Raw genomic sequence first — 21,871 nt, forward strand, 5'->3', positions numbered from 1 at the left:
GGTTCCCGGTCGACTGCTCAGGTCTCGCCGCCCAGGTCCGTCTGGTACGCCTCCCAGAGCAGGTCGGCACCGCGCCGCCGATGCCGGGCCAAGCGCCGCAGCAGGTGCCCGGCCCGATGCCGCACCTCGTCGGGGTGCACCTCGGGACGCTCGGCGACCCGTTGCACCGCGAGGATCGCGGCGATGATCCCCGCGTGCTCCCGGGTCAGCAACCGCACCCCGTGGGCCAGCCGGGGCGACTGGGTGAGCAACTCCCGGTAAAGGCCCGCGGGGCCCTCGGTGACCCGAACGTGCTCGGCGAACCCGTGCCCCACCGGACGCAGCCGGAGCAGGACCTCTTCCCGCCAGCGCGGCTCGGTGGGGGCCACGGTGACGGCCCGGCCGAACGCATGGACGTCTCCGGCCAGACCGGCCGGGCGTGGCTCACCGGGCAGCCCGATCGGATGGTGCGGTGCGGCGGACGGCCGGGCGACGAGTGACGACTGCTGGACCGGACCGGTGACCATGGCACCTCCCGCGCTGTGCTGCTACCCCATACCGCAATGGTGAGCCTGCCCGACCGGGCCGGTAAAGGCCCCGGAGAATGCTCATCTGTCCCGTTGGTCCCAGGGGTCCCGCGAGTCCCAGTGGGACCGGACAACCGCCGCTCAGCCGAGCTGGGGGTGCTCCGCCAGGCGGCGCAGTTGGCGGGCGACGGCGTGCGCGTCGCCGTCCCGGCCGTCGACCGGCCGGCCCGCCGTGATCGCGTCGGCGAGCGCGCGCAACTCCGACGGGGGCAGGCTGGCCAGCCCCATGCCCTGCAACGCGACGGTGACTCGCCGCCCATCTGCGTGGTCGGTCGCGATGATGGCGCGGGTCCGCCGCCGACCCGCCGGAAAGTCGTCTCCGGGCTCGTCGTGCGACAGCGCCGCGGCGTCGATCCGGGCGGTGGCGAGGTCGACGCCGCGCGTCCGGAACGCGCCCCGGACCCGTACGTGGCTGCCCTCCAGCCAGGCGGCCGTGCGGAGCACCCGCAGCACGAGGTAGATGCCGAGCAGGACGAACGGCAGGCCGCAGAGCCCGATGAACGGGCTCGGCCCGGCCTGTTCCGCGCCACCGTCCCGCAGCGCGGGTGGCAGCATCCCCGGCGGCAGATCGCGGGCCTCCTCATAGGAGGAGAACGGATCACCCGGGCCGGACAGCCGGCCCAGCAACCCGCCGGCGATCAGCGGCAGCACCACGAATGCCGATGCGACGGCGGTGACGAAGACGCCGACCACCACCGCCCACGTGCGCTGGGCGGGTGAGGCGCCCACCGACAGGCGCAGCTCCTGGTTCGTCACAGGGGGCAGCGTAGGCGAGGCGCGTACACGACGAAGCGCCCCGGCCGACGGGCCGGGGCGCTTCGCTCGAGGTGGTGGAGGTGCCGGGAATCGAACCCGGGTCCTTCGCCGGTTTGTCAGGGCTTCTCCGAGCGCAGCTCGCTGTGCCTCTACTCGGCCCCACCGCTCACGCGAGCAAGTTGGTGTGACGGGCCCAGTCGCTGATTAATCTCGCCGCACGGACCCCGCGACCGGGTCCGATTGGCCAGCCTCCTAGCTGATGCCGGCTACTGGGACGAAGGCGTTCCCAGGCCGACAGACTTAGCTACTCGCCTCAGGCGGCGAGAGCGAAGTCAGCGCGATTTTGCTTGGCGCTTATAAGTTTCCGACGACCGATTCTCGAGACGACGTCGGCTTCCTCGGCTCGCTTCCCCTGTCGCTGCGTACGAAGTCGAAACCAGTCACCCCCTCGACAGGCCGCCGATGTGGCGGCACTGACAAGACTAACGCCTGCCGCAACAGCTTTCATCCCGAGCCCCGGGCCGGCGCGCCGACCCGGACAAACAGGATGAACTAGTCGTCCATTCCCTTGCCGCGTCGACCGGACACCCGGGCGATCTCCCGGTCCGCGTCCCGCTTGGCGAGGTCCTGACGCTTGTCGTACGACTTCTTGCCCTTGGCCAGGGCGATCTCGACCTTGGCCCAGCCGTCGGAGAAGTAGACCTGCAACGGGACGATGGTGAAACCGCCCTCGCGGGTCTTGCCGACGAGCTTGTCGATCTCGACCCGGTTGAGCAGCAGCTTGCGGGTGCGCCGGGGCTCGTGGTTGGTCCAGGTGCCCTGCGTGTACTCCGGGATGTGCAGGGCGTGCAGGAACAGCTCGCCGTCACGCTCCTGGGCGAACGCGTCGACAAGCGACGCCCGCCCCGCCCGCAGCGACTTGACCTCGGTGCCGGTCAGCGCCATGCCCGCCTCGTACGTGTCGAGAATGGCATAGTCGTGGCGCGCCTTCTTGTTGGAGGCGACCACCTTGCGCCCCTTTTCCCGTGGCATCGGTGCCACCCCCTCTCTCCGCTGCCCGTGGGCCGAGCGCACCTCGGCCGGACAACCGATCATGCTACCCGAATCACAAGGACCCTCCCGCGCCGTTTATTTCCGGCTGCGGGAGGGTCCTCGGGAGACGACGGGACGACTAGACCCGCAGGTAGAAGCGCAGGGTGATCCAGGCGGTGCCCGCGCTGATCAGACCACCGACGCCGGCCATCAGCGGGAAGACGACAAGGATGTCACCCCAGGAGATCGGCGAGAGCAGACCCTGCAACGCGCTCAACGAGCGGTCGAAGAGCAGGTACTTGGCCGCGACCAAGGCCACCAGACCGAGCAGCGAGCCGATCAGACCGGCCACCACGGCCTCCAGCACGAACGGTGCCTGGATGAACCAGTTGGAGGCGCCGACCAGCTTCATGACCGCCACCTCACGCCGCTTGCTGTACGCGGCGACCTGGATGGTGTTCGCGACAAGCAGCAGGGCGGCGATCGCCATCACGATGGCGGCGGCCAGGGCGATGTTCTGGATCGAGGTGAGGATGTTGAAGATCTTGTCGAGCAGTCGACTCTGGTCGATGATCTCGTCGACACCCGCGGTGTTCTTGTACTGCTCGTAGATGTCCTTGTACTGCTCCGGGTTGTTCAGCTTGAGCCGGAACGACTCGGGCAGCTGGTCCGGCTTGACCACGTTCACCAGGTCGGGCGCGTCCTGGTACATGACCTTGAACTTCTTGTACGCCTCGTCCTTGTTGACGTAGATGACATCCTTGACCAGGGGGTCGCTGTCGAGCTTGGCGTTCAGGTCGGTGCGCTCCTGCTCGCTCACCTCCTGCTTCAAGAAGATCGAGACTTCGATGTTCTTGTAGTAGGTGACCTTCATGTCGTCGACCTGGCGGTACATGAGACCGCTGGCGCCGAGCATGGTCAGCGAGACCGCCATCGTGATGATCATCGCGATGGACATGGTCACGTTGCGCCACAGTCCGACCAGTACCTCGGACAGGACGTATTTCACGCGCATCGGGATTTCCTCCGGGTCTCCGGCATGAAGTGTTCGTCGTCAGGCTGCGCAGGGGTGGAGAGCCGGCTCACCCGTAGACGCCGCGGGCCTGGTCACGCACGATACGACCGCTCTCGATCTCGACGACGCGGCGGCGCATCTGGTTGACGATGTTGGAGTCGTGGGTGACCATCACGACGGTCGTGCCGGTGCGGTTGATCCGGTCCAGCAGGCGCATGATCTCGATCGAGGTGTCCGGGTCCAGGTTTCCGGTGGGCTCGTCCGCCAGCAGGATCAGCGGACGGTTCACGAACGCCCGGGCGACGGCGACCCGCTGCTGCTCACCACCGGAGAGCTCGTGCGGGTAGCGGTGCTCCTTGCCACCGAGCCCCACCAGCTCCAGCACCTCCGGCACGACCCGGCGGGCAACCGCCTTGGTCTTGCCGATCACCTCGAGGGCGAACGCCACGTTCTCGTACGCGGTGCGGTTCGGCAGCAGCCGGAAGTCCTGGAAGACACAGCCGATCGAGCGCCGGAAGTGGGGTCGCTTCCAGGAGCGCATCGACGTGACGTCCTTGCCGTTGACGACGACGCGGCCCTTGTTGGGGGCGACCTCGTGCAGCAGCATCTTGATGATTGTGGACTTGCCGGAGCCGGATGGACCGATGAAGAAGACGAACTCGCCCTTCTCGATCGAGACGGACACGTTGTCGAGCGAAGGCCGGGACGCCTTCGGGTACGTCTTCGTCACTTGCTCAAGCTGAATCACGGGTGGTGAGTCTACGCGGTGTAACAACTGAGCCAAGCCCCACGCCCCGCCGATCCGGCACGAGTCGTCGAATCAGGCCTCTACCTGGAGATCGACGAAGCGTTCCGCCCGCGTGTCGTTACGCTCCGTCGCCGGCGAGTTGCCGCTGCTTGCGCCAACGGATCCCCGCCTCGATGAAACCGTCCAGGTCCCCGTCGAACACCGCGCTCGGATTGCCGGTCTCCTGCTCGGTTCGGAGATCCTTCACCATCTGATACGGGTGCAGGACGTAGGAGCGCATCTGGTCGCCCCACGAACCGGCGGCGTTCTCCTTGAGCCCCTCCAGCTTGGCCTGCTCCTCCTGGCGCTTGCGCTCCAGCAGGCGGGCCTGGAGCACCCGCAGCGCGGAGGCCTTGTTCTGCAGCTGGGACTTCTCGTTCTGACAGGTGACCACGATGCCGGTCGGGATGTGGGTCAACCGGACCGCCGAGTCGGTGGTGTTGACGCTCTGCCCACCGGGACCGGAGGAACGATAGACGTCGACGCGTACCTCGTTCTCCGGGATGTCGATGTGGTCGGTCTGCTCGGTGACCGGCAGGACCTCGACGCCCGCGAAGCTGGTCTGCCGGCGGCCCTGGTTGTCGAACGGGCTGATCCGGACCAACCGGTGGGTGCCCGACTCGACGCTGAGCGTGCCGTACGCGTAGGGCACCTTGACCGCGAAGGTGGCCGACTTCAGGCCCGCCTCTTCGGCGTAGGAGGTCTCGTAGACCTCGGTCGGATAGCCGTGCCGCTCCGCCCAGCGCAGGTACATCCGCAGCAGCATCTCGGCGAAGTCGGCGGCGTCCACACCACCGGCGCCGGCGCGGATGGCGACAAGCGCCTCCCGGGAGTCGTACTCGCCGGAGAGCAGGGTGCGGACCTCCATCTCCTGGATGGCCTTGGTCAACCCGGTGATCTCCGACTCGACCTCGGTCAACACGCCCGGGTCGGCCTCGGCCTCGGCCAGCTCCAACAGCACCTGGGCGTCGTCGAGGCCGGAGCGCAGGCTGCCCAGCTTGCTGATCTCGCCGTTGACGTACGACAGCTGCGAGGTCACCTGCTGAGCCTTGGCCTGGTCGTCCCACAGGTCGGGGGCGGAGGCCTCCTGCTCAAGGCGGGCCTTGTCCTCGTGGAGTCGGTCGAGGTTGAGGACGGCCTCGATGTTTCGCAGGGTCGCGTCGAGTTCCTTGAGCTGTTCGGCGTAATCGGCAGCGGTCACGACAGGTAAGCGTACTGCGCGGACGAGGATTGAGCTTGCGAGCCCGACGGTCCCGCGCAAAAGCCGCACCCCGACGCCGCCGGCTGAGCAGCTCGTTCCCACTGGGCGAACCCGCGGGAGGTCACCCGACCGGAGCGGACTTCAACCAGGACAGGGCCGCCCGGTGGTAGGCGACGGCGAACTCCAGCGCGCTGGCGTCGTACGTCTCCCCATCCCGTTTGGCGTTCTTTACCTGCTCCCGGACCTGGGCGAGGGCCTCGGTGTGGTATTCGTTGGCCGAGGCGTACAGGCCCTTGAGCTGGCTGGCGGAGTGCAGGTTGCCGAAGGCCATCCGCAGCGCGATCGGGTTGCGGATGGTGTCCCGCCCCGGGTTCTCGGCCAGCCAGCGGGAAAATGTCCGTTTCCCACTTGCGGTGAGCGCATACGGCTGGCTCATCCGCGGCCCGGGCTTCCCGAGCTTCACGAAACCCCGCTCGGCCAGCACCGGCAACTCGCGGTAGACCTGACTGCGCGTCATGGACCAGTACGGCGCCAGACGGCGCTCAGCAGCGGCCATCAACTGACCGCCTGTCATCGGGCCCTCGTGGAGGAGGCCGAGAAGGGCCGCCGCCGTAGGGTTGACTCCGGAATCCGCCATGCCCCCTACGCTGCCACTTTGCGCACCCGGCGTCCAGGATTTGCCGGTTTGCCACCCAACAGGACTTCCTAAGTGCACTGTCGGCGACAGACTGTCCGTTGAGGACTATCGATGGATCACGGCCCCGGGCCGACCCGCCGGCGGCACCGCGCGCCGCCGGCGGGTCGTCGCCGCAGGTCAGCCCATGTGGGGGTACGTGTGGTCGGTCGGCGGCACGAAGGTCTCCTTGATCGTCCGCGGCGACACCCAGCGGACCAGGTTGAGCCAGGAGCCCGCCTTGTCGTTGGTGCCGCTGGCCCGTGCGCCGCCGAACGGCTGCTGCCCGACGACCGCCCCGGTCGGCTTGTCGTTGATGTAGAAGTTGCCCGCCGCGTACCGCATGCGCTCGGCCACCGCGTCGACCACCCGGCGGTCGGTGGCGAACACCGAGCCGGTCAGCGCGTACGGGGCGATCGCCTCGGCCTGCGTGACCACGTCGTCGAACCGGGCGTCGTCGAACACGTGCACGCCCAGGATCGGCCCGAAGTACTCGGTGGTGAAGGTCTCGTGGGCCGCGTCGGAGCACTCGAAGAGCGTCGGCCGGACGAAGTAGCCGACCGAGTCGTCCGCGGTGCCACCGGCCAGCACCCGACAGGAGTCGTCGCCGCCGATCAGCTCCAGCGCGGCGGTGTGCCGGGCGAACGCCTTGTCGTCGATCACCGCGCCGCCGAAGTTGCCGAAGTCGGCCACGTCGCCGTAGGTCAGCGAGTCGGTGGTGGCGGCCAGCCGGTCCCGCAGCCCACCCTCCCAGATCGAACGCGGCACGTACGCCCGCGAGGCCGCCGAGCACTTCTGGCCCTGGTATTCGAACGCGCCACGGATCAGCGCGGTGTGCAGCGCGTCCACGTCGGCGCTGGTGTGCGCCACGACGAAGTCCTTGCCGCCGGTCTCGCCGACCAGCCGCGGGTAGCCCCGGTAGCGGGCGATGTTGTCGCCCACGGTCCGCCACAGCTGCTGGAAGACCTTCGTCGAGCCGGTGAAGTGGATGCCGGCCAGGTCCGGGTCGGCGAGCACCACGTCGGAGACCTCCTCGCCCCGGCCGGTGACCATGTTGATCACACCGGGCGGGAGGCCGGCGGCCTCGAACAGCCGCATGGTGAAGTGCGCGGCGAACTGCTGGGTCGGGCCCGGCTTCCAGATCACCGTGTTGCCCAGCAGGGCCGGCGCCGACGGCAGGTTGCCCGCGATGGCGGTGAAGTTGAACGGGGTGACCGCGTAGACGAAGCCCTCCAACGGGCGGTGGTCGAAGCGGTTCCAGACGCCGGGCGAGGACGCCGGCTGCTCCTCCAGCAGACGCCTGGCGAACTGCACGTTGAACCGGAGGAAGTCGATGAACTCGCACGCCGAGTCGATCTCCGCCTGGATCGCGGTCTTCGACTGGCCCAGCATGGTGGCGGCGTTGAGGGTGTCGCGCCACGGGCCGGCGAGCAGCTCGGCGGCACGCAGGAAGATCGCCGCCCGCTCCTCGAAAGGCAGCGCCCGCCACATCGGCGCGGCGTCCTTGGCCGCCTTGATCGCGGCGTGCGCGTCGTCGTGGGTGGCGTGCGCGGTCACGCCCAGCACGTGCGCGTGCCGGTGCGGCTGCACCACGTCGATCGGGTCACCGGCGGCCATCCGCTGGTCACCGCCGATGGTCATCGGCAGGTCGATGCGCTCGGCGGCGAGCTCGGTCAGCCGCCGCTGGAGCCGGTCCCGGTCGGGGCTGCCCGGCTCGTAGTTGCGAACCGGCTCGTTGCGCGGCTCGGGAACGGAGAACACGGCATCCATCAAGGCTCCTGGCGATCTCGACAGCAGTGGCGAAACCGGACCCGCGGGCACCGACCGGGCGGCCGGACACCGGACGCCGCGCGGAGGGGCCGAGCAGCGGCGGGACCTCCCGCGATTCTCCCACGAAGGGCAGCACAGCCTGCCTCCGCCATCGCCCCGCACCAAGGACCGGCCCACCCCTCCTCCCCTTACCGACCGAGGTCGATCGGCAGGGCCGGTGCGCCGGCCGCCCGTCGTACTGCGCGCAGGCCAGCGCGACGAGGTGTCGCGGCCGTCCGCGGCGGTGGAGCGCTCAGCCGAGCCGCGTACCCTCAATGGTCGGTGACCTGCCGCCTCGAAGGGGAGACGATGACCAAGCAGCCCGGCCGCGTCCCGGCCGCGGAGTCGCACGACCCGGCGGCCGACGCGGCAACCCCCAGCGGCCGGCCGCTGCCCGCGCCCGGCGCGGCGGTGCTCGCGCTGCTGGCCCTGGGGTGGTTGACCGCCATGCTCTGGTCCACCCGGGAGGCCATCACCTCGGCGGCGGCCGGGGTGACCGCGATCAGCCTCTCCGCGTTCGCCCTGCCCGGTGTGATCTCGGCCGCGCTGGTGTGCGGGGCGGCCGTCGCGCTGGCCGGCGGCAACCTGCTGGCCCGCCGGTACGGCGACTGGGCCACCCTGCGCTACGCCGGGGCCATCGGCGGCGGGATGCTGGTCGGGCTGGCCGCCGCGGTGGCCATCAACCTCACCTACTTCGACACCTCGACCACCAACGTGATCGCCGGCACCACCGCCGCCGCGGCGATCATCGGTGGTGCCGTGGCCGCCGCGCGGACCGCACCGGCCATCGGTGCGGTGGTGACCGCCGCCCTGGGCACGCTGGTCTTCGTGGTCGCGTTCAGCCAGGCCCGGGACCCATTGTTCGACCTCTTCGGGGCCGGCGACAGCCAACAGTCGCTCGTCGACGCGGCCAAGTGGGTGTCCCGCACCGAGTCGCTGGTCGCCGGGCTGGTCGCCGGGCTACTCGCCTTCGGTTACCTGACCTGGGCGCGGCGCCGTGTGGTGCGCCGCGATCCGGCAGCCCCGACGCTGCGCTGGCCGGCGTACCTGCTCGCCGGTGCCGGGCCGGGCCTGCTCCTGCTGCTCGCCGAGGTGATCATCCGGATCGGTGGCCGGTCGCTGCTCGACCTGGCCAGCGCCCTCAGCGAGGCGGACGCGGTGGCGCAGACCTCGCTGGGCACCTCGCGGGTGGACAACGGCATCTGGGTGCTCTTCGTGGGGGCGCTTACCGCCCTGATCGCGTTCGGCCGCACGCTCGGCCCGGCCCACACCGACGACGACACACCGGCCGGCAGCCCGGACACCGCCGTCGCGGAACGGGTCGACCCGCAGGACGACGAGCCGGACCCCGCCGAGGCGTTCGACACGGACCCGGCCAAGGCCGATCCGGCCCGCTGACGCCGGGCTGACTCCTGCCGGCCGGCGTTCGGGCGGCCGGCGTTCGGGCGGCCGGCGTTCGGGCGGCCGGCTCAGCTGGCCGCGTTCAGCAGCAGGTCCAGCTCTGTCACGTCGTACCACTCCAGCTCGTGGTCCTCGGCGCCGTCAACGGTGAACTGCGCGTCGGGGTCGCCAGCGGCCGCCTCGGCCACCACCTGGACCGCCGCGGCGACCTCCTCGGCCGCGTCCGCGCCGTCCACGTGGAGCGCGGCGACGGCACCCACCGGCACGGCGTCGGCCAACGTCACAGTGCTGGAACCCAACTCACCGTCGCCCCGCCCGAGCGCGCTCGCCGGGAGGTCGACCGAGACGACGACGCGGCGGCGGGGAGCGGTCGGATCGGCCCGGAGCAGGTGCAGCGAGTCCTGGGCGGCCCGGGTGAACGCGACGTACTCCAACTCCTCCTCGTCGCCCTCGGCGTACCACTCGCGCAACGCCGGGGTCACCGCGTGCGCCTGGTCGGCGGTCAGTCCTTCCGCCCGCAGGCGGGCCACCATGGGTACGGTCGCCGGCACGTACACCCGGACAAGCTCGTTGGTCACCGGTCGTCTCCCCGCGTCGTCCTCCACCGGCATCCGCCGGCACGGGCGCAGATCATGCCGCACGCCGTGATCGTCATACACCCCGACACCGGCCGGTGGAAGTTCCCGCCCGGTGTGTCCCGTACGGTCGACCCGCCGTCGGGCGGGCCGGGCGCTGGGCGGTCGGGGCTGTCGGTGGCAAACTGAGCCAAACGACATCAACCCCGGGAGTCCCTGTGGAGCCACGGTTCCTGCTGCTCTCCGACGTCGCCACCGAGCTGAACGTGTCGGACTCGCAGGTCTACCACATGGTGCGCAGTGGCGAACTGCCGGCGATCAAGATCGGTGGACGCGGCCAGTGGCGCGTCGAGCGCGCGCGCCTGGAGGAGTACATAGCGCGCAAGTATTCCGAGACCGCCGAGTGGGTGCAGAGCAACCCGCTTGTCGACCGCGATCCGGAGTAGCGAAGCCCGACCTGGCCCGCTCGTCCATCCCTCGCCGGGGCATGATCCACTCGGGTTTCTTGATAACGCGGGGTCCCAGCGCCCCCGATACCCCGACTTCAAGAAACCCGAGTGGATCACGCGCCTCGTCGGGTGGAGGCTACCACCGGGCCATTGACCGAAGCCGTTCTGTCGCTCAGAATCGAGGTTGTCGGAGGCAAACGAAGGCAAACGCAGTCTCTGGGAGCCATGATGAGTGGAGCGCGATCCGGTCCTTCCCGACCAACCGTGCGGCTGCGCCCCGTCCCGCCCTTCGACCCGCCGTACGTCGACGAGACCGACGGGTCGTACTGGCCGGCGCAGACCGACGGTCAGCTCGCCCTCGACCTGTTCGCCTCCACCCGACCCAGCCCGGTTCGGCCGCCGGAGCGGCGAGCAGCCCTGCGCCCGGTGCCGAACAGGTCCACCACCACCCACCCGGTCGTGTCGTTGCCGCCGTCGACCGCTCCGGAAACCACCCGAGCCGCGCATCGCTTCGTCGGCACCTGCCTGGAGGTGGTCAACGGCTACCGTCCGCCGACCCAGGTGCGGGCGCTGCTCGACCCGGCCCGAGCGGGAGACCTGCTGACCGAACTCGCCCGCGCATCCGGCCGGGCCGGGACATCCCGCCGCCGTACCGGCCGACCGCTGGTCCGGCTGCTACGCCTGCGCGTCTGCGAGCCACGGGAGGCCGCAGTGGAGGCGGCGGCCGTCCTCACCGGCGCGGGCGGTCGGAGCTGGGCAATGGCACTGCGCCTGGAGCATCGCCGGGGCCGCTGGCTCTGCACCGCCCTGCACGTCCTCTGACCACATCCAACGCGCCCAGGGGCGCCGCCCGCCCTCAAGGGACGAGGTCCCTGGCGCAACCTCCAGACACGCCCAGACCCGGCGCATAGCGGGAGGTCACGGGGGAGACGCCCAACGGGTCCCGGCCTGGACGGCCGGGACCCGTTGGTCAGGTGCTGTCGAGTCGGTCAGTTGCCGCCGTTGGGGGCACCGTGGCAGCGCTTGTACTTGCGGCCCGAGCCACACGGGCACGGCGCGTTGCGGGACGGGCCGTTGCTCGCCTCCGCCTGGTTGGCTGCCGGCCGGCGGGAGGCGGCCGACGGCACCGCCGGGCCGCGGAGACCGGCGGCCGGACGCTGCGGGGCGGACGGGGCGGTCCGGCCCGGTGCCGCCGGGGCGCCGGGGGCGGGGCGACCCACACCGAGCGCCGGAGCCTGCTGCTCGGCCTGCTCGATGACGGGGGCGCCGGGGCTGGCCTCGCCGTCGATGGTGGGCGCGGAGTATTGCAGGCCCTGCCGCCGCGGTGCCTGGTTGAGACCCTTGGCCCGGATCTCCACCGGCTTGTCGAGCAGCGCGACCTCTTCCGAGCCCGCCTCCGGCTCCGGCTCGGCCACCTGGACGTCGACGTTGTAGAGGAAGCCGACAGTCTCCTCCTTGATGCCCTCCATCATGGTGGCGAACATGTCGAAGCCCTCGCGCTGGTATTCCACCACCGGGTCGCGCTGGGCGTACGCCCGAAGGTTGATGCCCTCCTGGAGGTAGTCCATCTCGTAGAGGTGCTCGCGCCACTTGCGGTCGATGACCTGGAGCAGCACCATCCGCTCCAGCTGACGCACGCCCTCGGTGCCGATCTGCTCCTCACGCCGGTCGTACGCGGCGTTGGCGTCGTCCTTGAGGCGGGCGACGAGGAAGTCGGCGTCCATGCCGGCCCGCGAGCCGCCGGCCTCCTCCTCCAACTCCTCGATCGTCACGCCGACCGGGTAGAGCTGCTTGAGGCTGGACCAGAGCTGCTCAAGATCCCAGTCTTCGCCGTAGCCCTCGGAGGTGGCGCCCCGCACGTACGCCTCGACGGTGTCGTCGATCATGTTGCGGACCTGGTCGGAGAGGTCCTCACCGTTGAGCACCCGGAGCCGCTCGGCGTAGACGACCTGGCGCTGCTTGTTGAGCACCTCGTCGTACTTCAGCACGTTCTTACGGATCTCGGCGTTCTGGCCCTCGATCTGGGCCTGCGCGCTCTTGATCTGCCGGGTGACCATCTTCGACTCGATGGGCACGTCCTCCGGGATGTTGAAGCGCTCCATCACCGCCTCGACCGCACCGGCGCGGAACCGCCGCATCAGCTCGTCCTGCAGGGACAGGTAGAAACGGGACTCGCCCGGGTCACCCTGCCGGCCGGCACGACCGCGCAGCTGGTTGTCGATCCGCCGGGACTCGTGCCGCTCGGTGCCCAGCACGTAGAGGCCACCGGCGGCCGAGACCTCGTCCGCCTCGGCGTCGCAGGCCTGCTTCCAGGTGGGCAGGACCTCCTCCATCGCCTTGGCGTACTCCTCCTCGTTTTCCAGCGGGTCGAGACCGCGCTGGCGCAGCTCGTTCGCGGCGAGGAACTCGGGGTTGCCGCCGAGCAGGATGTCGGTACCGCGGCCGGCCATGTTGGTGGCCACGGTGACCGCGCCCTTACGCCCGGCCTGGGCGACGATCTCGGCCTCCCGGGCGTGGAACTTGGCGTTCAGCACGTTGTGCGGAATGCCCCGTCGGCGCAGCAACTGGGAGAGGATCTCGGAGTTTTCCACCGAGACGGTGCCGACCAGGACGGGCTGACCGAGCTGGTGCCGCTCGGCGATGTCCTCGATGACGGCGTTGAACTTGGCCTTCTCCGTCTTGTAGATGACGTCCGGCCGGTCCTCGCGGACCATCGGGCGGTGCGTCGGAATCGTCACGACGCCAACCTTGTAGACCTTGTTGAACTCGCTCGCCTCGGTCTGCGCCGTGCCGGTCATCCCGGACAGCTTCTCGTAGAGGCGGAAGTAGTTCTGCAGGGTGATGGTGGCAAGAGTCTGGTTCTCCTGCTTGATCTCCACCCCCTCCTTGGCCTCGATCGCCTGGTGCATGCCCTCGTTGTAACGACGGCCGTGCAGGATGCGACCGGTGAACTCGTCGACGATCAGGACCTCACCGTCGCTGACGATGTAGTCCTTGTCGCGCTTGTAGAGCTCCTTGGCCTTGATGGCGTTGTTGAGGTAGCCGACCAGCGGAGTGTTGACCGACTCGTACAGGTTGTCGATGCCGAGCCGGTCCTCGACCTTGGCGACACCCCGCTCGGTCACCGCGATGGTGCGCTTGGAGTGGTCGACCTCGTAGTCGCCCTCGCCGTCGGTGCCGGGCTGCAGCCGGGCCACCACGCCGGCGAACTCGCCGTACCAGCGGGCGGAGTGCTCGGCCGGGCCGGAGATGATCAGCGGGGTGCGGGCCTCGTCGATCAGGATGGAGTCGACCTCGTCGACCACGGCGAAGTTGTGGCCGCGCTGCACCAGCTCGTCCTTCGACCAGGCCATGTTGTCGCGCAGGTAGTCGAAGCCGAACTCGTTGTTGGTGCCGTAGGTGATGTCGCACTCGTAGGCGGCCTTGTGCTCGGTGGCCGGCCGGTTGGGCAGCACCACGCCGACGGTCAGCCCGAGGAACTCGTGCACCCGACCCATCCACGCCGCGTCACGCTGGGCGAGGTAGTCGTTGACCGTGATCACGTGCACGCCCTTGCCGGACAGCGCGTTGAGGTAGACGGCCATGACCGAGGTCAGCGTCTTGCCCTCACCGGTCTTCATCTCGGCGATGTTGCCGAAGTGCAGCGCCGCGCCGCCCATCACCTGGACGTCGTACGGGCGCTGGCCGAGCACCCGGGCGGCCGCCTCGCGGGCCACCGCGAACGCCTCCGGCAGCAGGTCGTCGAGGGTCTCACCCTCGTCGAGCCGCTCCCGGAACTGCTCGGTCATGCCGGCCAGCTCCTCGTCGGTGAGGTTGACGTAGTCGTCCTCGATCGAGGTGACGGCGGCGGCGATGGCCTTGAGCCGGCGCACCATGCGGCCCTCGCCCGCGTTAAGGACCTTTTCCAGAATCGACACGGATCAACGCTCCCCTAGACAGTCTCGAACCATCGTAGGCGCTCCATCGGCCCGATGGTCACTGGTGGCGGTGGTCGACTCCGCCGAACCCGACATACTTCGCGTCCTGCGCACACCCCAAACGTTATCCGGTTACGCCGTCGGCGAACGCTGCGGCAGGATGCACGGGTGGAGCCCGTGGAGATCACTGAGGACGGCGTGCTGTTACGGCCCTGGCGGGACAGCGACGCCGACGCCGTACACAAGGCGTGCCAGGATCCGGACATTCAGCGCTGGACCACCGTGCCGCGCCCGTACCTGCCCGAACATGCCCTCGGCTTCGTCACCGAGATGAGCAGGGCGGCCTGGGCTGAGGGCACCGGGGCGCCGTTCGCGGTCTGCGACCCGGCGACCGGTGAACTGCTCGGCTCGTGCGGGCTGATCTCCATCGACCGGGACGGCACCGGCGAGGTCGGTTACTGGACCGCCCCCTGGGCGCGCGGCCGGGGCGTGCAGGTCCGCGCCACCCGGGCGGTGGCCCGCTGGTCCTTCGACACCCTCGGGTTGCGCCGGCTGATCTGGCAGGCCGAGGTGGGCAACCACGCCTCCCGGCTGGTCGCCCTCCGGGCCGGTTTCCGGATCGACGGCCGGCTGCGCCTGGCCAACCCGGCGACACAGTCCGGCGCGGACGGCTGGATCGGCTCGCTGCTACCCGGCGAGGTGCCCGCGCCCGGGGCGACCGGACCTGCTGGTCACGGCACCCTCGCGGCCCGGCGCGCCGCCGTCTTCGGCCGCCCGCAGCCCACCCTGTTCGCCACCGCCGGGGCCGGTGAGCTGCGCCTGCGACCGATGGAGGAGCACGACCTGGACGCCGTGGTGCGGACCTGCCGGGATCCGGAGAGCATCCGCTGGACGACCGTGCCGGACCCGTACGAGCGATCCGACGCGCAGGGCTACCAGGTCTACGGCCAGGACGCCTGGGCTCGGGGTGAGGCCGCCTGCTTCGTGGTCGCCGACCCGGACGACAGGTACGCCGCCACGATCGACCTACGGCTCTCCCCCACCGACGCCCTGCAGGCCGACGTCGGCTTCATGACCGCCCCGGCGGCCCGTGGCCGGGGGTACCTGCCGGCCGCGCTCGTCGCGCTCAGCACCTGGGGCTTCGCCACGCTGGGCCTGGCCCGGATCGAGTGGAAGGCGAACGTGGGCAACACCGCCTCGCGCCGGGTGGCGGAGAAGGCCGGCTTCACGTTCGAGGGGACCGCCCGCGGTGGGGTGCAGCACCGGGGCGAACGGGTCGACGCCTGGGTGGCCGCGCTGCTCGCCGAGGACCTCGTATGACGCTCCGGCAGGTCGTGGAGGCGCACGGGGTGCGGCTGCGTCCCTTCCGGGCCGAGGACGCCGCAGACGTGGTCGACGGTTGCGCGGACCCGCTGACCCAACGGTTCGTCTCGAACCTGCCCACGCCGTACACCCGGACCGACGCCAGGTGGTGGATCGACGTCGGCGCCCCGGCGGCCTGGACCGGCGGCGGCGCGGCGTACGCCGTCGCGGACCCGGCCACCGACCGGCTGCTCGGCGCGGTGGGGCTGAACAACCCGGTGCCCGCGCGTGGCCAGGCCGAGATCGGCTACTGGCTGCGGCCGGCGGCGCGTGGGCGCGGACTGGCCGCCGCGGCCACCCGCGCGCTGAGCGAGCACGCGTTCGCCACCGGAACCGCTCGGCTGGAGCTGCTCACCGAGCCGGAGAACGGCCCGAGCCAGCGGGTCGCGCTGGCCGCCGGCTTCCGCCACGAGGGTTCGCGCCGGTTGGCCGGGTCGGGCCAGGACGGGGGTCGGCACGACCTGCTGGCCTGGGTACGCCTCGCCGAAGACCCGCACCGACCGACCATCCGACTGCTGCCCGACCTGCCCGGCCGGGTGCTCACCGACGAGGTGGTGACGCTGCGCCGGCTCGCGCCCGACGACGCCGACCTGATGTACCGGCTGCACAGCCGACCCGAGGTGGTGGCGAACCAGGCGCCGCCCGTGCCGCCGACGCGGGAGGCGATCGAGCGACGCTGTCGTCTCGCGGAGAGCGGTTGGCTGACCGGCGACATCGCCCGACTCCTGATCACGGACGCGGCCAGCGGGGAGCCGGTGGGCAGCTGCGGGTTGTCGTACACCGACGTGGCCGCCGGCGAGGCGTCGGTCGGCTACGCCCTGCTGCCCGACTGGCGCGGCCGGGGGTACGCGACCCGGGCGGTCCGACTGCTGGTGGACTGGGCGTTCGGGCCGGTTGGTGTCGCCCGGCTGACCGCCGGCACGGTGCCGGACAACACCGCGTCGCACCGCGTGTTGGAGCGGGTCGGGTTCCGGCGCGAGGCCCTGCAGCGCGGGCGGCTGCCCGGCCTGGCTGGTGCCCGCCTGGACGACCTGACCTTCGCGCTGCTGTCGGCCGACCCGCGCTGACGGACCACGGAGTTGTGGCAGGCGTTCGCCTGCCACAACTCCCGGTCGACGTGGCTCGGTTAGCGGTCGGTGGCGAGGGAGATGATGCCGTAGTCGTACGCGTGGCGGCGGTAGACGACGCTCGGGCGGCCGGACTCCTTGTCCTGGAACAGGTAGAAGTCGTGGCCGACAAGTTCCATCTCGAACAGCGCGTCGTCGATCGTCATCGGCTCCGCCGGGTGCACCTTCTCCCGGGCGATGTGCCAGGGCTGGTCGTCGTGCTCCTCCTCGACCCGCTCCGCGACGGCGGTGCCGGCGCGGGCACCGTCGAGCGGCGCGCTCATCGGGGTGGCCACCAGGTCCGCGACGGGCAGATTCGCGGTGGCCTCGGCGACGGAGATCGGGGCGTGCCGACCCCGGTGTACGCGGCGGCGGTCGGCCGCGCGGCGCAGCCGGGTGTCGAGCTTCGCGATGGCCGCGTCGAGTGCGCTGTAGAAGTCGTTCGTGCAGGCCTCGGCCCGCATCACCGGGCCTCGGGAAACGCAGGTGATCTCCACCCGCTGGCAGTGCTCGGCCTGGCGCGGATTGCGCTCGTGAAACAGCTCGACATCGACGCGAATCAGTTTGTGGTCGTAGCGTTCGATCTTTGCGAGTTTCTCGGCTACGTGCACCCGGTAATGGTCCGGCACTTCGACGTTTCGGCCCTTGACCACGATGTCCACGTGACCTCCCTTGTTCGGACGGTCTTCGATCCGGTAACCCGGTCGCGCGCCGTGGGGGGACCCGCTGGCGTCGACCGGTTGGTACGGCTACGCCTCCTCTCACCGCCGAGGGCGTTGGAACGACCTCCTACCCCCGACAGCGAAACGCTAACTCCTGTTCGCCCGGCAGTCACCCCAAGTCGCCAAGACTCTCAGGATTTTTCGCAGCTCATACACCAATGGGTGAAACGGAAACACGGTCTGTTACAAGTGGTGTCTTTTTTGGGTCGCCGCGAGCACCGCGGCGACACTCGGCACCCATCCGGTCGCACTCAGCACCCGGGTCGCGGCGGCCAGGGTCACGCCGGTGGTGACGATGTCGTCCAGCAGCACCACGACCGGCGCCGGACCGGCGGCACGACCCCAACCCGCCGTGGTACGCGGACGGAAGGCCGCCTCGGCCGCCGCCGCCCGGCCGGCGCTGTCCAGGGTGACCGAGTCGGGCCGGGGCAGGGCACGCAGTGGACGGTGCACCCGCGCCGCCCAGCCGCCCCGGTTGAGTCGGGCCGCGCAGTGTCGGGCCAGTCGGTCCAGGTGGTCCCCGTAGCGGGACCGGGCCGCCGCCGCCGTGTCCGGGACCGGCACCAGCGCCACGGGCCGCGCCGCACCGACCGCGGTGGCGACAACCTCGGCGAGCAGCGCGCCGAGCGGGCGGGCCAGGCCGTGCCGGCCGTGCTCCTTGTACGCCAGCAGAGCCTCGCGCAGCGGACCGGCGTACGGGCCGAGGGCGACGCAGGCCGGCAGGCCCGGCGGGGCGGGTGTCGGGCGGACCGACAGTGGGCGCAGGGCGCCCAGCGCCGCGACGCAGGCCGGGCAGACCCCGTGCCGCAGGCCGGGCCGGCGCTCCCGACAACCCGCGCAGGTGGCGGGCAACACCAGGTCGGCCAGGTCGGCCCAGAGCCCGGTCATCGCGTCAGTAGCCGGTCATCGCGTCAGTGCCCGGTCATCGCTTCAGTAGAGGAAGAACGGTGCCGACGGGTTGCTCGGGCGCACGCCGGTCGGGACCGGGGCGATGTCCCGCACGCTGTCCGGCTCGATCCGTTCGAAGGGGCTGCTGCGGTAGGCCACCCCGTTCGCCTCGTACATGTAGGCGCCACTGGGCACCCGGATGGTGCGGTTGGTCGGGTACGCCGTCAGGTGGGTGACCTTGGCACCGAGGTCGGTACGTAGCGGCGTCTCCAGGGCACCGTCGACGCTGATCTCGTAGATCGCCGGCTGACCGACGGACCCCGCCACCACCAGTTGGTCCTCGCTGCCCCAGTCGACAGCGGTGAGGGAGGTCAGCGAGGTGGCCAGCTGCCGGGGCGGGCCGACGGAGACGCCCCCGCCATCCGGGTTGACGGCGGCGACGTAGAGCCGGCCACCGGCGATCAGCGCGACCCGTTGGCCGTCCAGGGCGGCGGCCACCGCGGTGACGTCGGCGGGCAGGTTGAGCGGCACCTGATACATCCGCGCCGACTCGTCGAACCGGTAGAGCTGCCCGTCGGCGACGACCAGACCACGGCCGGGGCGCGCATCGACGGCACGCAACCAGACCGGACGGCTCATCGAGGAGTATTCGGACGTGCTGCGGTTGATGGCGGAGATCGGCGCGGCGCTCGCGCCCACCGCGAGCCGGTGCCGACCCTCGCTGCTGCCCTTGACCACCATCGCGGCGAGGACCCGCTCCCCCTTGGCCACCGCCAGGTCGGCGGAGACGATGTTGCGGTTGGCCTCGGGTGCCAGCGGCACGGCGCCGCTGAGTTCGCTGCCGAAGTCGAGCGGATGGATGGCGCCCTCGTACAGGCCGAACCGCTGCGGGCTCTCGGCGTTCGGGTAGAGCTCGACGGAGTCCCGTCGCTCGCTCAGGTCCTGGACGGGTAGCGAGTTGTTGCGGATCCGCACCTCCAGCTGACCCGGCAGGTCCCCCAACGACCAGGCGATCTGCGTGATCAACTGGTCGATGCCGTTCTGGTCGTCGCCGGACATGTCCAGGTTGACCTCCCACCGGCCGTTGCCGCCGGTGGCGTTGTTGATCAGCTCGGTGCGGTCGGGCAGCCCGACGACACCCGGGCGCAGCCATTCGGAGGGGCCGCCGACCAGCCACTTGACCACCTCGTTGACCCGGCGCTCGTCCGGCACCGCGAGCGGCCGGTAGCGCTGGTCGGGCACGAGGCGGGTGCGGTCCGAACTCCAGAAGTAGATCGACTCGTCCTGGTAGTAGCGACGAAGGGCGACGTCGCTGAGCAGCAGCACGTTCGGCGGGTCGAGAACGTACAACCCGGCACGCTCGTCGTTGACGCCGCCGTTGAACGCCGCGCTGCGGAGACCGAACTCGTACTCCGTCTCGGTCGCCACCGGTGGTGCGAGGGTGCCGTTGGCCCGCAGCACACCGATCTGCTGCACGGTGATCTTCACGGTGGTGGTCGAGTCGCTGTTGAGGGTGTAGACCGCCTCGCGCAGCCGGACCACGTTCAACGCGACCTCGCTGCCCTTCTTGTCCTGGAGGCGGGACTTGTGCTCCGGGGCGATGTACGCCTTGACCCGCTCGTACGCCCGATCCGGCTCACCCGCGGCGGCGGACAGGAAGTTGCGGACGAACGCCTCGTTGACGCTGCCGCTGGCCGTTCGGGTCGGCGGCTCGTTGCCCGGACCGTTGACCATGCCGGCCTCGGTCGCGGCCCCGCCCTTGCCGTCCACCCGCACGTCGGAGGCCGCCGGAATGCCGCAGCCGGCGCCCAGCAGCACCACCACGCCGAACGCCACGACCAGAGCCGGTCGTCTCATGAGCGCACCTCCGCCCGCTGCCCGTCCCCGGTCGGCGCCGGGTCGATCGCCAACGCCCCACCGGTGCCGGGCCCGATGGCCAGCGGTCCACCGTCGCGGGGACCGCCGAACGGCAGCGCGGCATCGGCCGGCACCAGCCGCAGCGGCGAGGTGGTCAGCCGGTCACCGGCACGGGCCGGCAGCGTGAGCCGGAACTGCGCGCCCTGCCCGGGAGCACCCCACGCCTCCAGCCAGCCGCCGTGCAGCCGGGCGTCCTCCAGGCTGATCGACAGGCCCAGCCCGGTGCCCCCGGTCTGCCGAGCCCGGGACGGGTCTGCCCGCCAGAACCGGTTGAACACCAACTTCTCCTCGCCTGCCTTGAGCCCCACGCCACGGTCGCGGACGGTGATCGCCACGGCGGTGTCGTCCACCCCGAGGGTGATCAGCACCGGACGGGCCTCGCCGTGTTCGACGGCGTTGCCGACCAGGTTGCGCAACACCCGCTCGACCCGGCGCGGGTCGACCTCGGCGATCACCGGCGTGCCCGGCAGGTCGAGCTCGATCGGGACGCCCACCCGCTCGGCCAGGCCAGCCAGCCGGTCGACCACCCGGTGCACCACCGGCACCAGGTCGGTCGGCTCGGAGTCCAGCATGGCGAAGCCCGCGTCGAAGCGGCTGATCTCCAACAGGTCGGTGAGCAACTCCTCGAAGCGGTCCAACTCGGCCTGCAGCAGCTCGGCGCTGCGGGCCACCGCGGGGTCGAACTCGTCGCGCTCGGCGAAGATCAGGTCGGCGGCCATCCGTACCGTGGTCAGCGGGGTACGCAGCTCGTGCGAGACGTCGGAGGTGAACCGGCGCTGTAGTCGGGACATCTCCTCCAGACGCAGGATCTGCCGTTGCAGGTTGGTGGCCATCTGGTTGAAGGAGGCGGCGAGCAGAGCGAGGTCGTCCTCACCGTTGACCACCATCCGCTGGTCGAGCAGGCCGGCGGAGAGCCGCTGGGCGGTCCGTGCGGCGACCCGGACCGGGTTGACGACCAACCGGGTGACCAGCGCCGCGAGCAGCCCCAGCAGGATCACCAGGGCGACCCCGGTGGCCACGACTGTGGCCCGTGCGTCGGCGGCGGTGACGTCCTGCCGGCTCAACGGCACCAGATAGTAGAGCTCGATCTGGCCGAAGCGGGTGGGCACCGGTGAGCCGTACACCAGGTATTTGGTGGGCTCGCCGGTGAGCCGCCCGGTGCGGATCTGGCTGGCCACCTTGCCGTCGGCGATCGCGGCCCGCAGCTCCGGGCTGATCAGCGACTGGACGTTCGCCGATGGCGCGGTGCGGGTCTGGATGTCGTTGTGGTAGCCGTCGGCGGTGATCGCCACCACCACGCCGCTGGTCTGCTGAGGGTCACCGCCGGCCAGGTAGTTGACCGTGCCGTCGATGGTCTCCTGGAGCTGCGCCTCCTGCGGCTGACCGTAGAGGGAGACCTGCTTGGCCGCGTAGCTCGCACCGCTGGTCACCCGCTGCCGGACGTCGCTGCGGGCGTTGTCGAGCAGGATGGTGCTGATCTTGTCAGCGATCAGGAAAGCGAACCCGCCGACCAGCAGACTGGACGCGACGAGCGTGATGGTCACGACCCGGACCTGAAGTGAACGGCGCCAGGTCTGGTGCACCCGGGCCACCACCCGGGCGACCCGGCCACTCACCGCGCGCCAGAGCTCCCCGCCGGCGCTGGGCCGGCGGGCAGCCGTGCTCTGGGGGTGCGGGGGCGGCGAGGTCGACACA

General features: G+C 70.7%; 19 protein-coding genes and 1 other RNA gene. 5 read left to right on the forward strand and 15 right to left on the reverse strand.

What is annotated here, in order from left to right:
- Positions 1-17: 17 nt before the first annotated feature.
- From AB0B14_RS17370 to pruA, 9 genes are all read right to left on the reverse strand, one after another.
- Positions 18-506 carry a hypothetical protein gene (locus AB0B14_RS17370; protein WP_357522980.1) on the reverse strand — a complete coding sequence of 163 codons (489 nt, stop codon included), beginning with the start codon at positions 504-506 and terminating at the stop codon, positions 18-20.
- A 141-nt stretch (positions 507-647) separates the two neighbouring features.
- Entirely contained in the window at positions 648-1,322 is a 675-nt protein-coding gene (locus AB0B14_RS17375) for a hypothetical protein (RefSeq protein WP_357071798.1), read from the reverse strand.
- Positions 1,323-1,394: 72 nt separating this feature from the next.
- Positions 1,395-1,770, reverse strand: a transfer-messenger RNA (tmRNA) gene (ssrA, locus tag AB0B14_RS17380).
- Between the two features lie 104 nt (positions 1,771-1,874).
- Positions 1,875-2,354, reverse strand: a complete 480-nt coding sequence (gene smpB, locus AB0B14_RS17385; RefSeq protein ID WP_357071795.1) for an SsrA-binding protein SmpB — start codon at positions 2,352-2,354, stop codon at positions 1,875-1,877.
- A gap of 139 nt (positions 2,355-2,493) precedes the next feature.
- The gene (ftsX, locus tag AB0B14_RS17390; protein WP_357522981.1) at positions 2,494-3,369 is read right to left on the reverse strand and encodes a permease-like cell division protein FtsX; all 876 of its coding nucleotides are present in this window, start codon (positions 3,367-3,369) and stop codon (positions 2,494-2,496) included.
- Positions 3,370-3,436: 67 nt separating this feature from the next.
- A complete protein-coding gene (ftsE, locus tag AB0B14_RS17395; RefSeq protein ID WP_030331491.1) occupies positions 3,437-4,117 on the reverse strand; it encodes a cell division ATP-binding protein FtsE in 681 nt (226 codons plus the stop codon).
- Positions 4,118-4,235: 118 nt separating this feature from the next.
- Positions 4,236-5,357, reverse strand: a complete 1,122-nt coding sequence (gene prfB, locus AB0B14_RS17400) for a peptide chain release factor 2 (RefSeq protein WP_357071789.1) — start codon at positions 5,355-5,357, stop codon at positions 4,236-4,238.
- Between the two features lie 121 nt (positions 5,358-5,478).
- A complete protein-coding gene (locus AB0B14_RS17405; protein WP_357071786.1) occupies positions 5,479-5,994 on the reverse strand; it encodes a PadR family transcriptional regulator in 516 nt (171 codons plus the stop codon).
- A gap of 177 nt (positions 5,995-6,171) precedes the next feature.
- Positions 6,172-7,800 carry an L-glutamate gamma-semialdehyde dehydrogenase gene (pruA, locus tag AB0B14_RS17410; RefSeq protein WP_357522982.1) on the reverse strand — a complete coding sequence of 543 codons (1,629 nt, stop codon included), beginning with the start codon at positions 7,798-7,800 and terminating at the stop codon, positions 6,172-6,174.
- Positions 7,801-8,148: 348 nt separating this feature from the next.
- Here pruA and AB0B14_RS17415 point away from each other — a divergent pair, with 348 nt between their 5' ends.
- Positions 8,149-9,237: a hypothetical protein gene (locus AB0B14_RS17415; RefSeq protein WP_357522983.1), complete on the forward strand. Its 1,089-nt coding sequence runs from the start codon at positions 8,149-8,151 to the stop codon at positions 9,235-9,237.
- 71 nt (positions 9,238-9,308) lie between these two features.
- Here the strand turns inward: AB0B14_RS17415 and AB0B14_RS17420 are convergent, their stop codons facing one another.
- Positions 9,309-9,818 (reverse strand): hypothetical protein, encoded by a 510-nt coding sequence (locus AB0B14_RS17420; RefSeq protein WP_357522984.1) that lies wholly within the window; start codon positions 9,816-9,818, stop codon positions 9,309-9,311.
- A gap of 215 nt (positions 9,819-10,033) precedes the next feature.
- Between AB0B14_RS17420 and AB0B14_RS17425 the strand changes: the two genes are divergently transcribed.
- Positions 10,034-10,261, forward strand: coding sequence for a helix-turn-helix domain-containing protein (locus tag AB0B14_RS17425; protein ID WP_357071774.1), 228 nt, complete (start codon positions 10,034-10,036; stop codon positions 10,259-10,261).
- 228 nt (positions 10,262-10,489) lie between these two features.
- The gene (locus AB0B14_RS17430) at positions 10,490-11,086 is read left to right on the forward strand and encodes an Rv3235 family protein (RefSeq protein ID WP_357522985.1); all 597 of its coding nucleotides are present in this window, start codon (positions 10,490-10,492) and stop codon (positions 11,084-11,086) included.
- 167 nt (positions 11,087-11,253) lie between these two features.
- On the opposite strand, the gene secA is transcribed toward AB0B14_RS17430, so the two are convergent.
- Positions 11,254-14,181, reverse strand: coding sequence for a preprotein translocase subunit SecA (gene secA / locus AB0B14_RS17435; protein ID WP_357522986.1), 2,928 nt, complete (start codon positions 14,179-14,181; stop codon positions 11,254-11,256).
- Positions 14,182-14,358: 177 nt separating this feature from the next.
- On the opposite strand from secA, the gene AB0B14_RS17440 reads away from it, so the two are divergent.
- Together AB0B14_RS17440 and AB0B14_RS17445 are read left to right on the forward strand one after the other, a co-directional pair.
- Entirely contained in the window at positions 14,359-15,501 is a 1,143-nt protein-coding gene (locus tag AB0B14_RS17440) for a GNAT family N-acetyltransferase (RefSeq protein WP_357522987.1), read from the forward strand.
- The gene (locus AB0B14_RS17445; RefSeq protein ID WP_357522988.1) at positions 15,498-16,610 is read left to right on the forward strand and encodes a GNAT family N-acetyltransferase; all 1,113 of its coding nucleotides are present in this window, start codon (positions 15,498-15,500) and stop codon (positions 16,608-16,610) included. Before AB0B14_RS17440 ends, AB0B14_RS17445 begins: the two co-directional genes overlap by 4 nt.
- Before the next feature lie 59 nt (positions 16,611-16,669).
- Here AB0B14_RS17445 and raiA read toward each other — a convergent pair whose 3' ends face one another.
- From raiA to mtrB, 4 genes are all read right to left on the reverse strand, one after another.
- The gene (gene raiA / locus AB0B14_RS17450) at positions 16,670-17,311 is read right to left on the reverse strand and encodes a ribosome-associated translation inhibitor RaiA (protein WP_357522989.1); all 642 of its coding nucleotides are present in this window, start codon (positions 17,309-17,311) and stop codon (positions 16,670-16,672) included.
- A 243-nt stretch (positions 17,312-17,554) separates the two neighbouring features.
- Positions 17,555-18,259 carry a ComF family protein gene (locus AB0B14_RS17455; protein ID WP_357522990.1) on the reverse strand — a complete coding sequence of 235 codons (705 nt, stop codon included), beginning with the start codon at positions 18,257-18,259 and terminating at the stop codon, positions 17,555-17,557.
- 42 nt (positions 18,260-18,301) lie between these two features.
- The gene (locus AB0B14_RS17460; protein ID WP_357522991.1) at positions 18,302-20,116 is read right to left on the reverse strand and encodes an LpqB family beta-propeller domain-containing protein; all 1,815 of its coding nucleotides are present in this window, start codon (positions 20,114-20,116) and stop codon (positions 18,302-18,304) included.
- A complete protein-coding gene (gene mtrB, locus AB0B14_RS17465) occupies positions 20,113-21,870 on the reverse strand; it encodes an MtrAB system histidine kinase MtrB (protein ID WP_357522992.1) in 1,758 nt (585 codons plus the stop codon). The genes AB0B14_RS17460 and mtrB overlap by 4 nt, the downstream gene beginning before the upstream one ends.
- Position 21,871 lies beyond the last annotated feature (1 nt).

The organism is Micromonospora sp. NPDC049171, assembly GCF_040648275.1.
Classification (GTDB): Bacteria; Actinomycetota; Actinomycetes; order Mycobacteriales; family Micromonosporaceae; genus Micromonospora.

What these genes read in the sequence shown, in the direction of transcription:
- AB0B14_RS17370 (WP_357522980.1), bottom strand. Translation starts at nt 506, where the DNA reads ATGGTCACCGGTCCGGTCCAGCAGTCGTCACTCGTCGCCCGGCCGTCC.
- smpB (WP_357071795.1), bottom strand. Translation starts at nt 2,354, where the DNA reads ATGCCACGGGAAAAGGGGCGCAAGGTGGTCGCCTCCAACAAGAAGGCG.
- ftsX (WP_357522981.1), bottom strand. Translation starts at nt 3,369, where the DNA reads ATGCGCGTGAAATACGTCCTGTCCGAGGTACTGGTCGGACTGTGGCGC.
- AB0B14_RS17405 (WP_357071786.1), bottom strand. Translation starts at nt 5,994, where the DNA reads ATGGCGGATTCCGGAGTCAACCCTACGGCGGCGGCCCTTCTCGGCCTC.
- pruA (WP_357522982.1), bottom strand. Translation starts at nt 7,800, where the DNA reads ATGGATGCCGTGTTCTCCGTTCCCGAGCCGCGCAACGAGCCGGTTCGC.
- AB0B14_RS17415 (WP_357522983.1), top strand. Translation starts at nt 8,149, where the DNA reads ATGACCAAGCAGCCCGGCCGCGTCCCGGCCGCGGAGTCGCACGACCCG.
- AB0B14_RS17430 (WP_357522985.1), top strand. Translation starts at nt 10,490, where the DNA reads ATGATGAGTGGAGCGCGATCCGGTCCTTCCCGACCAACCGTGCGGCTG.
- AB0B14_RS17445 (WP_357522988.1), top strand. Translation starts at nt 15,498, where the DNA reads ATGACGCTCCGGCAGGTCGTGGAGGCGCACGGGGTGCGGCTGCGTCCC.
- AB0B14_RS17455 (WP_357522990.1), bottom strand. Translation starts at nt 18,259, where the DNA reads ATGACCGGGCTCTGGGCCGACCTGGCCGACCTGGTGTTGCCCGCCACC.
- AB0B14_RS17460 (WP_357522991.1), bottom strand. Translation starts at nt 20,116, where the DNA reads ATGAGACGACCGGCTCTGGTCGTGGCGTTCGGCGTGGTGGTGCTGCTG.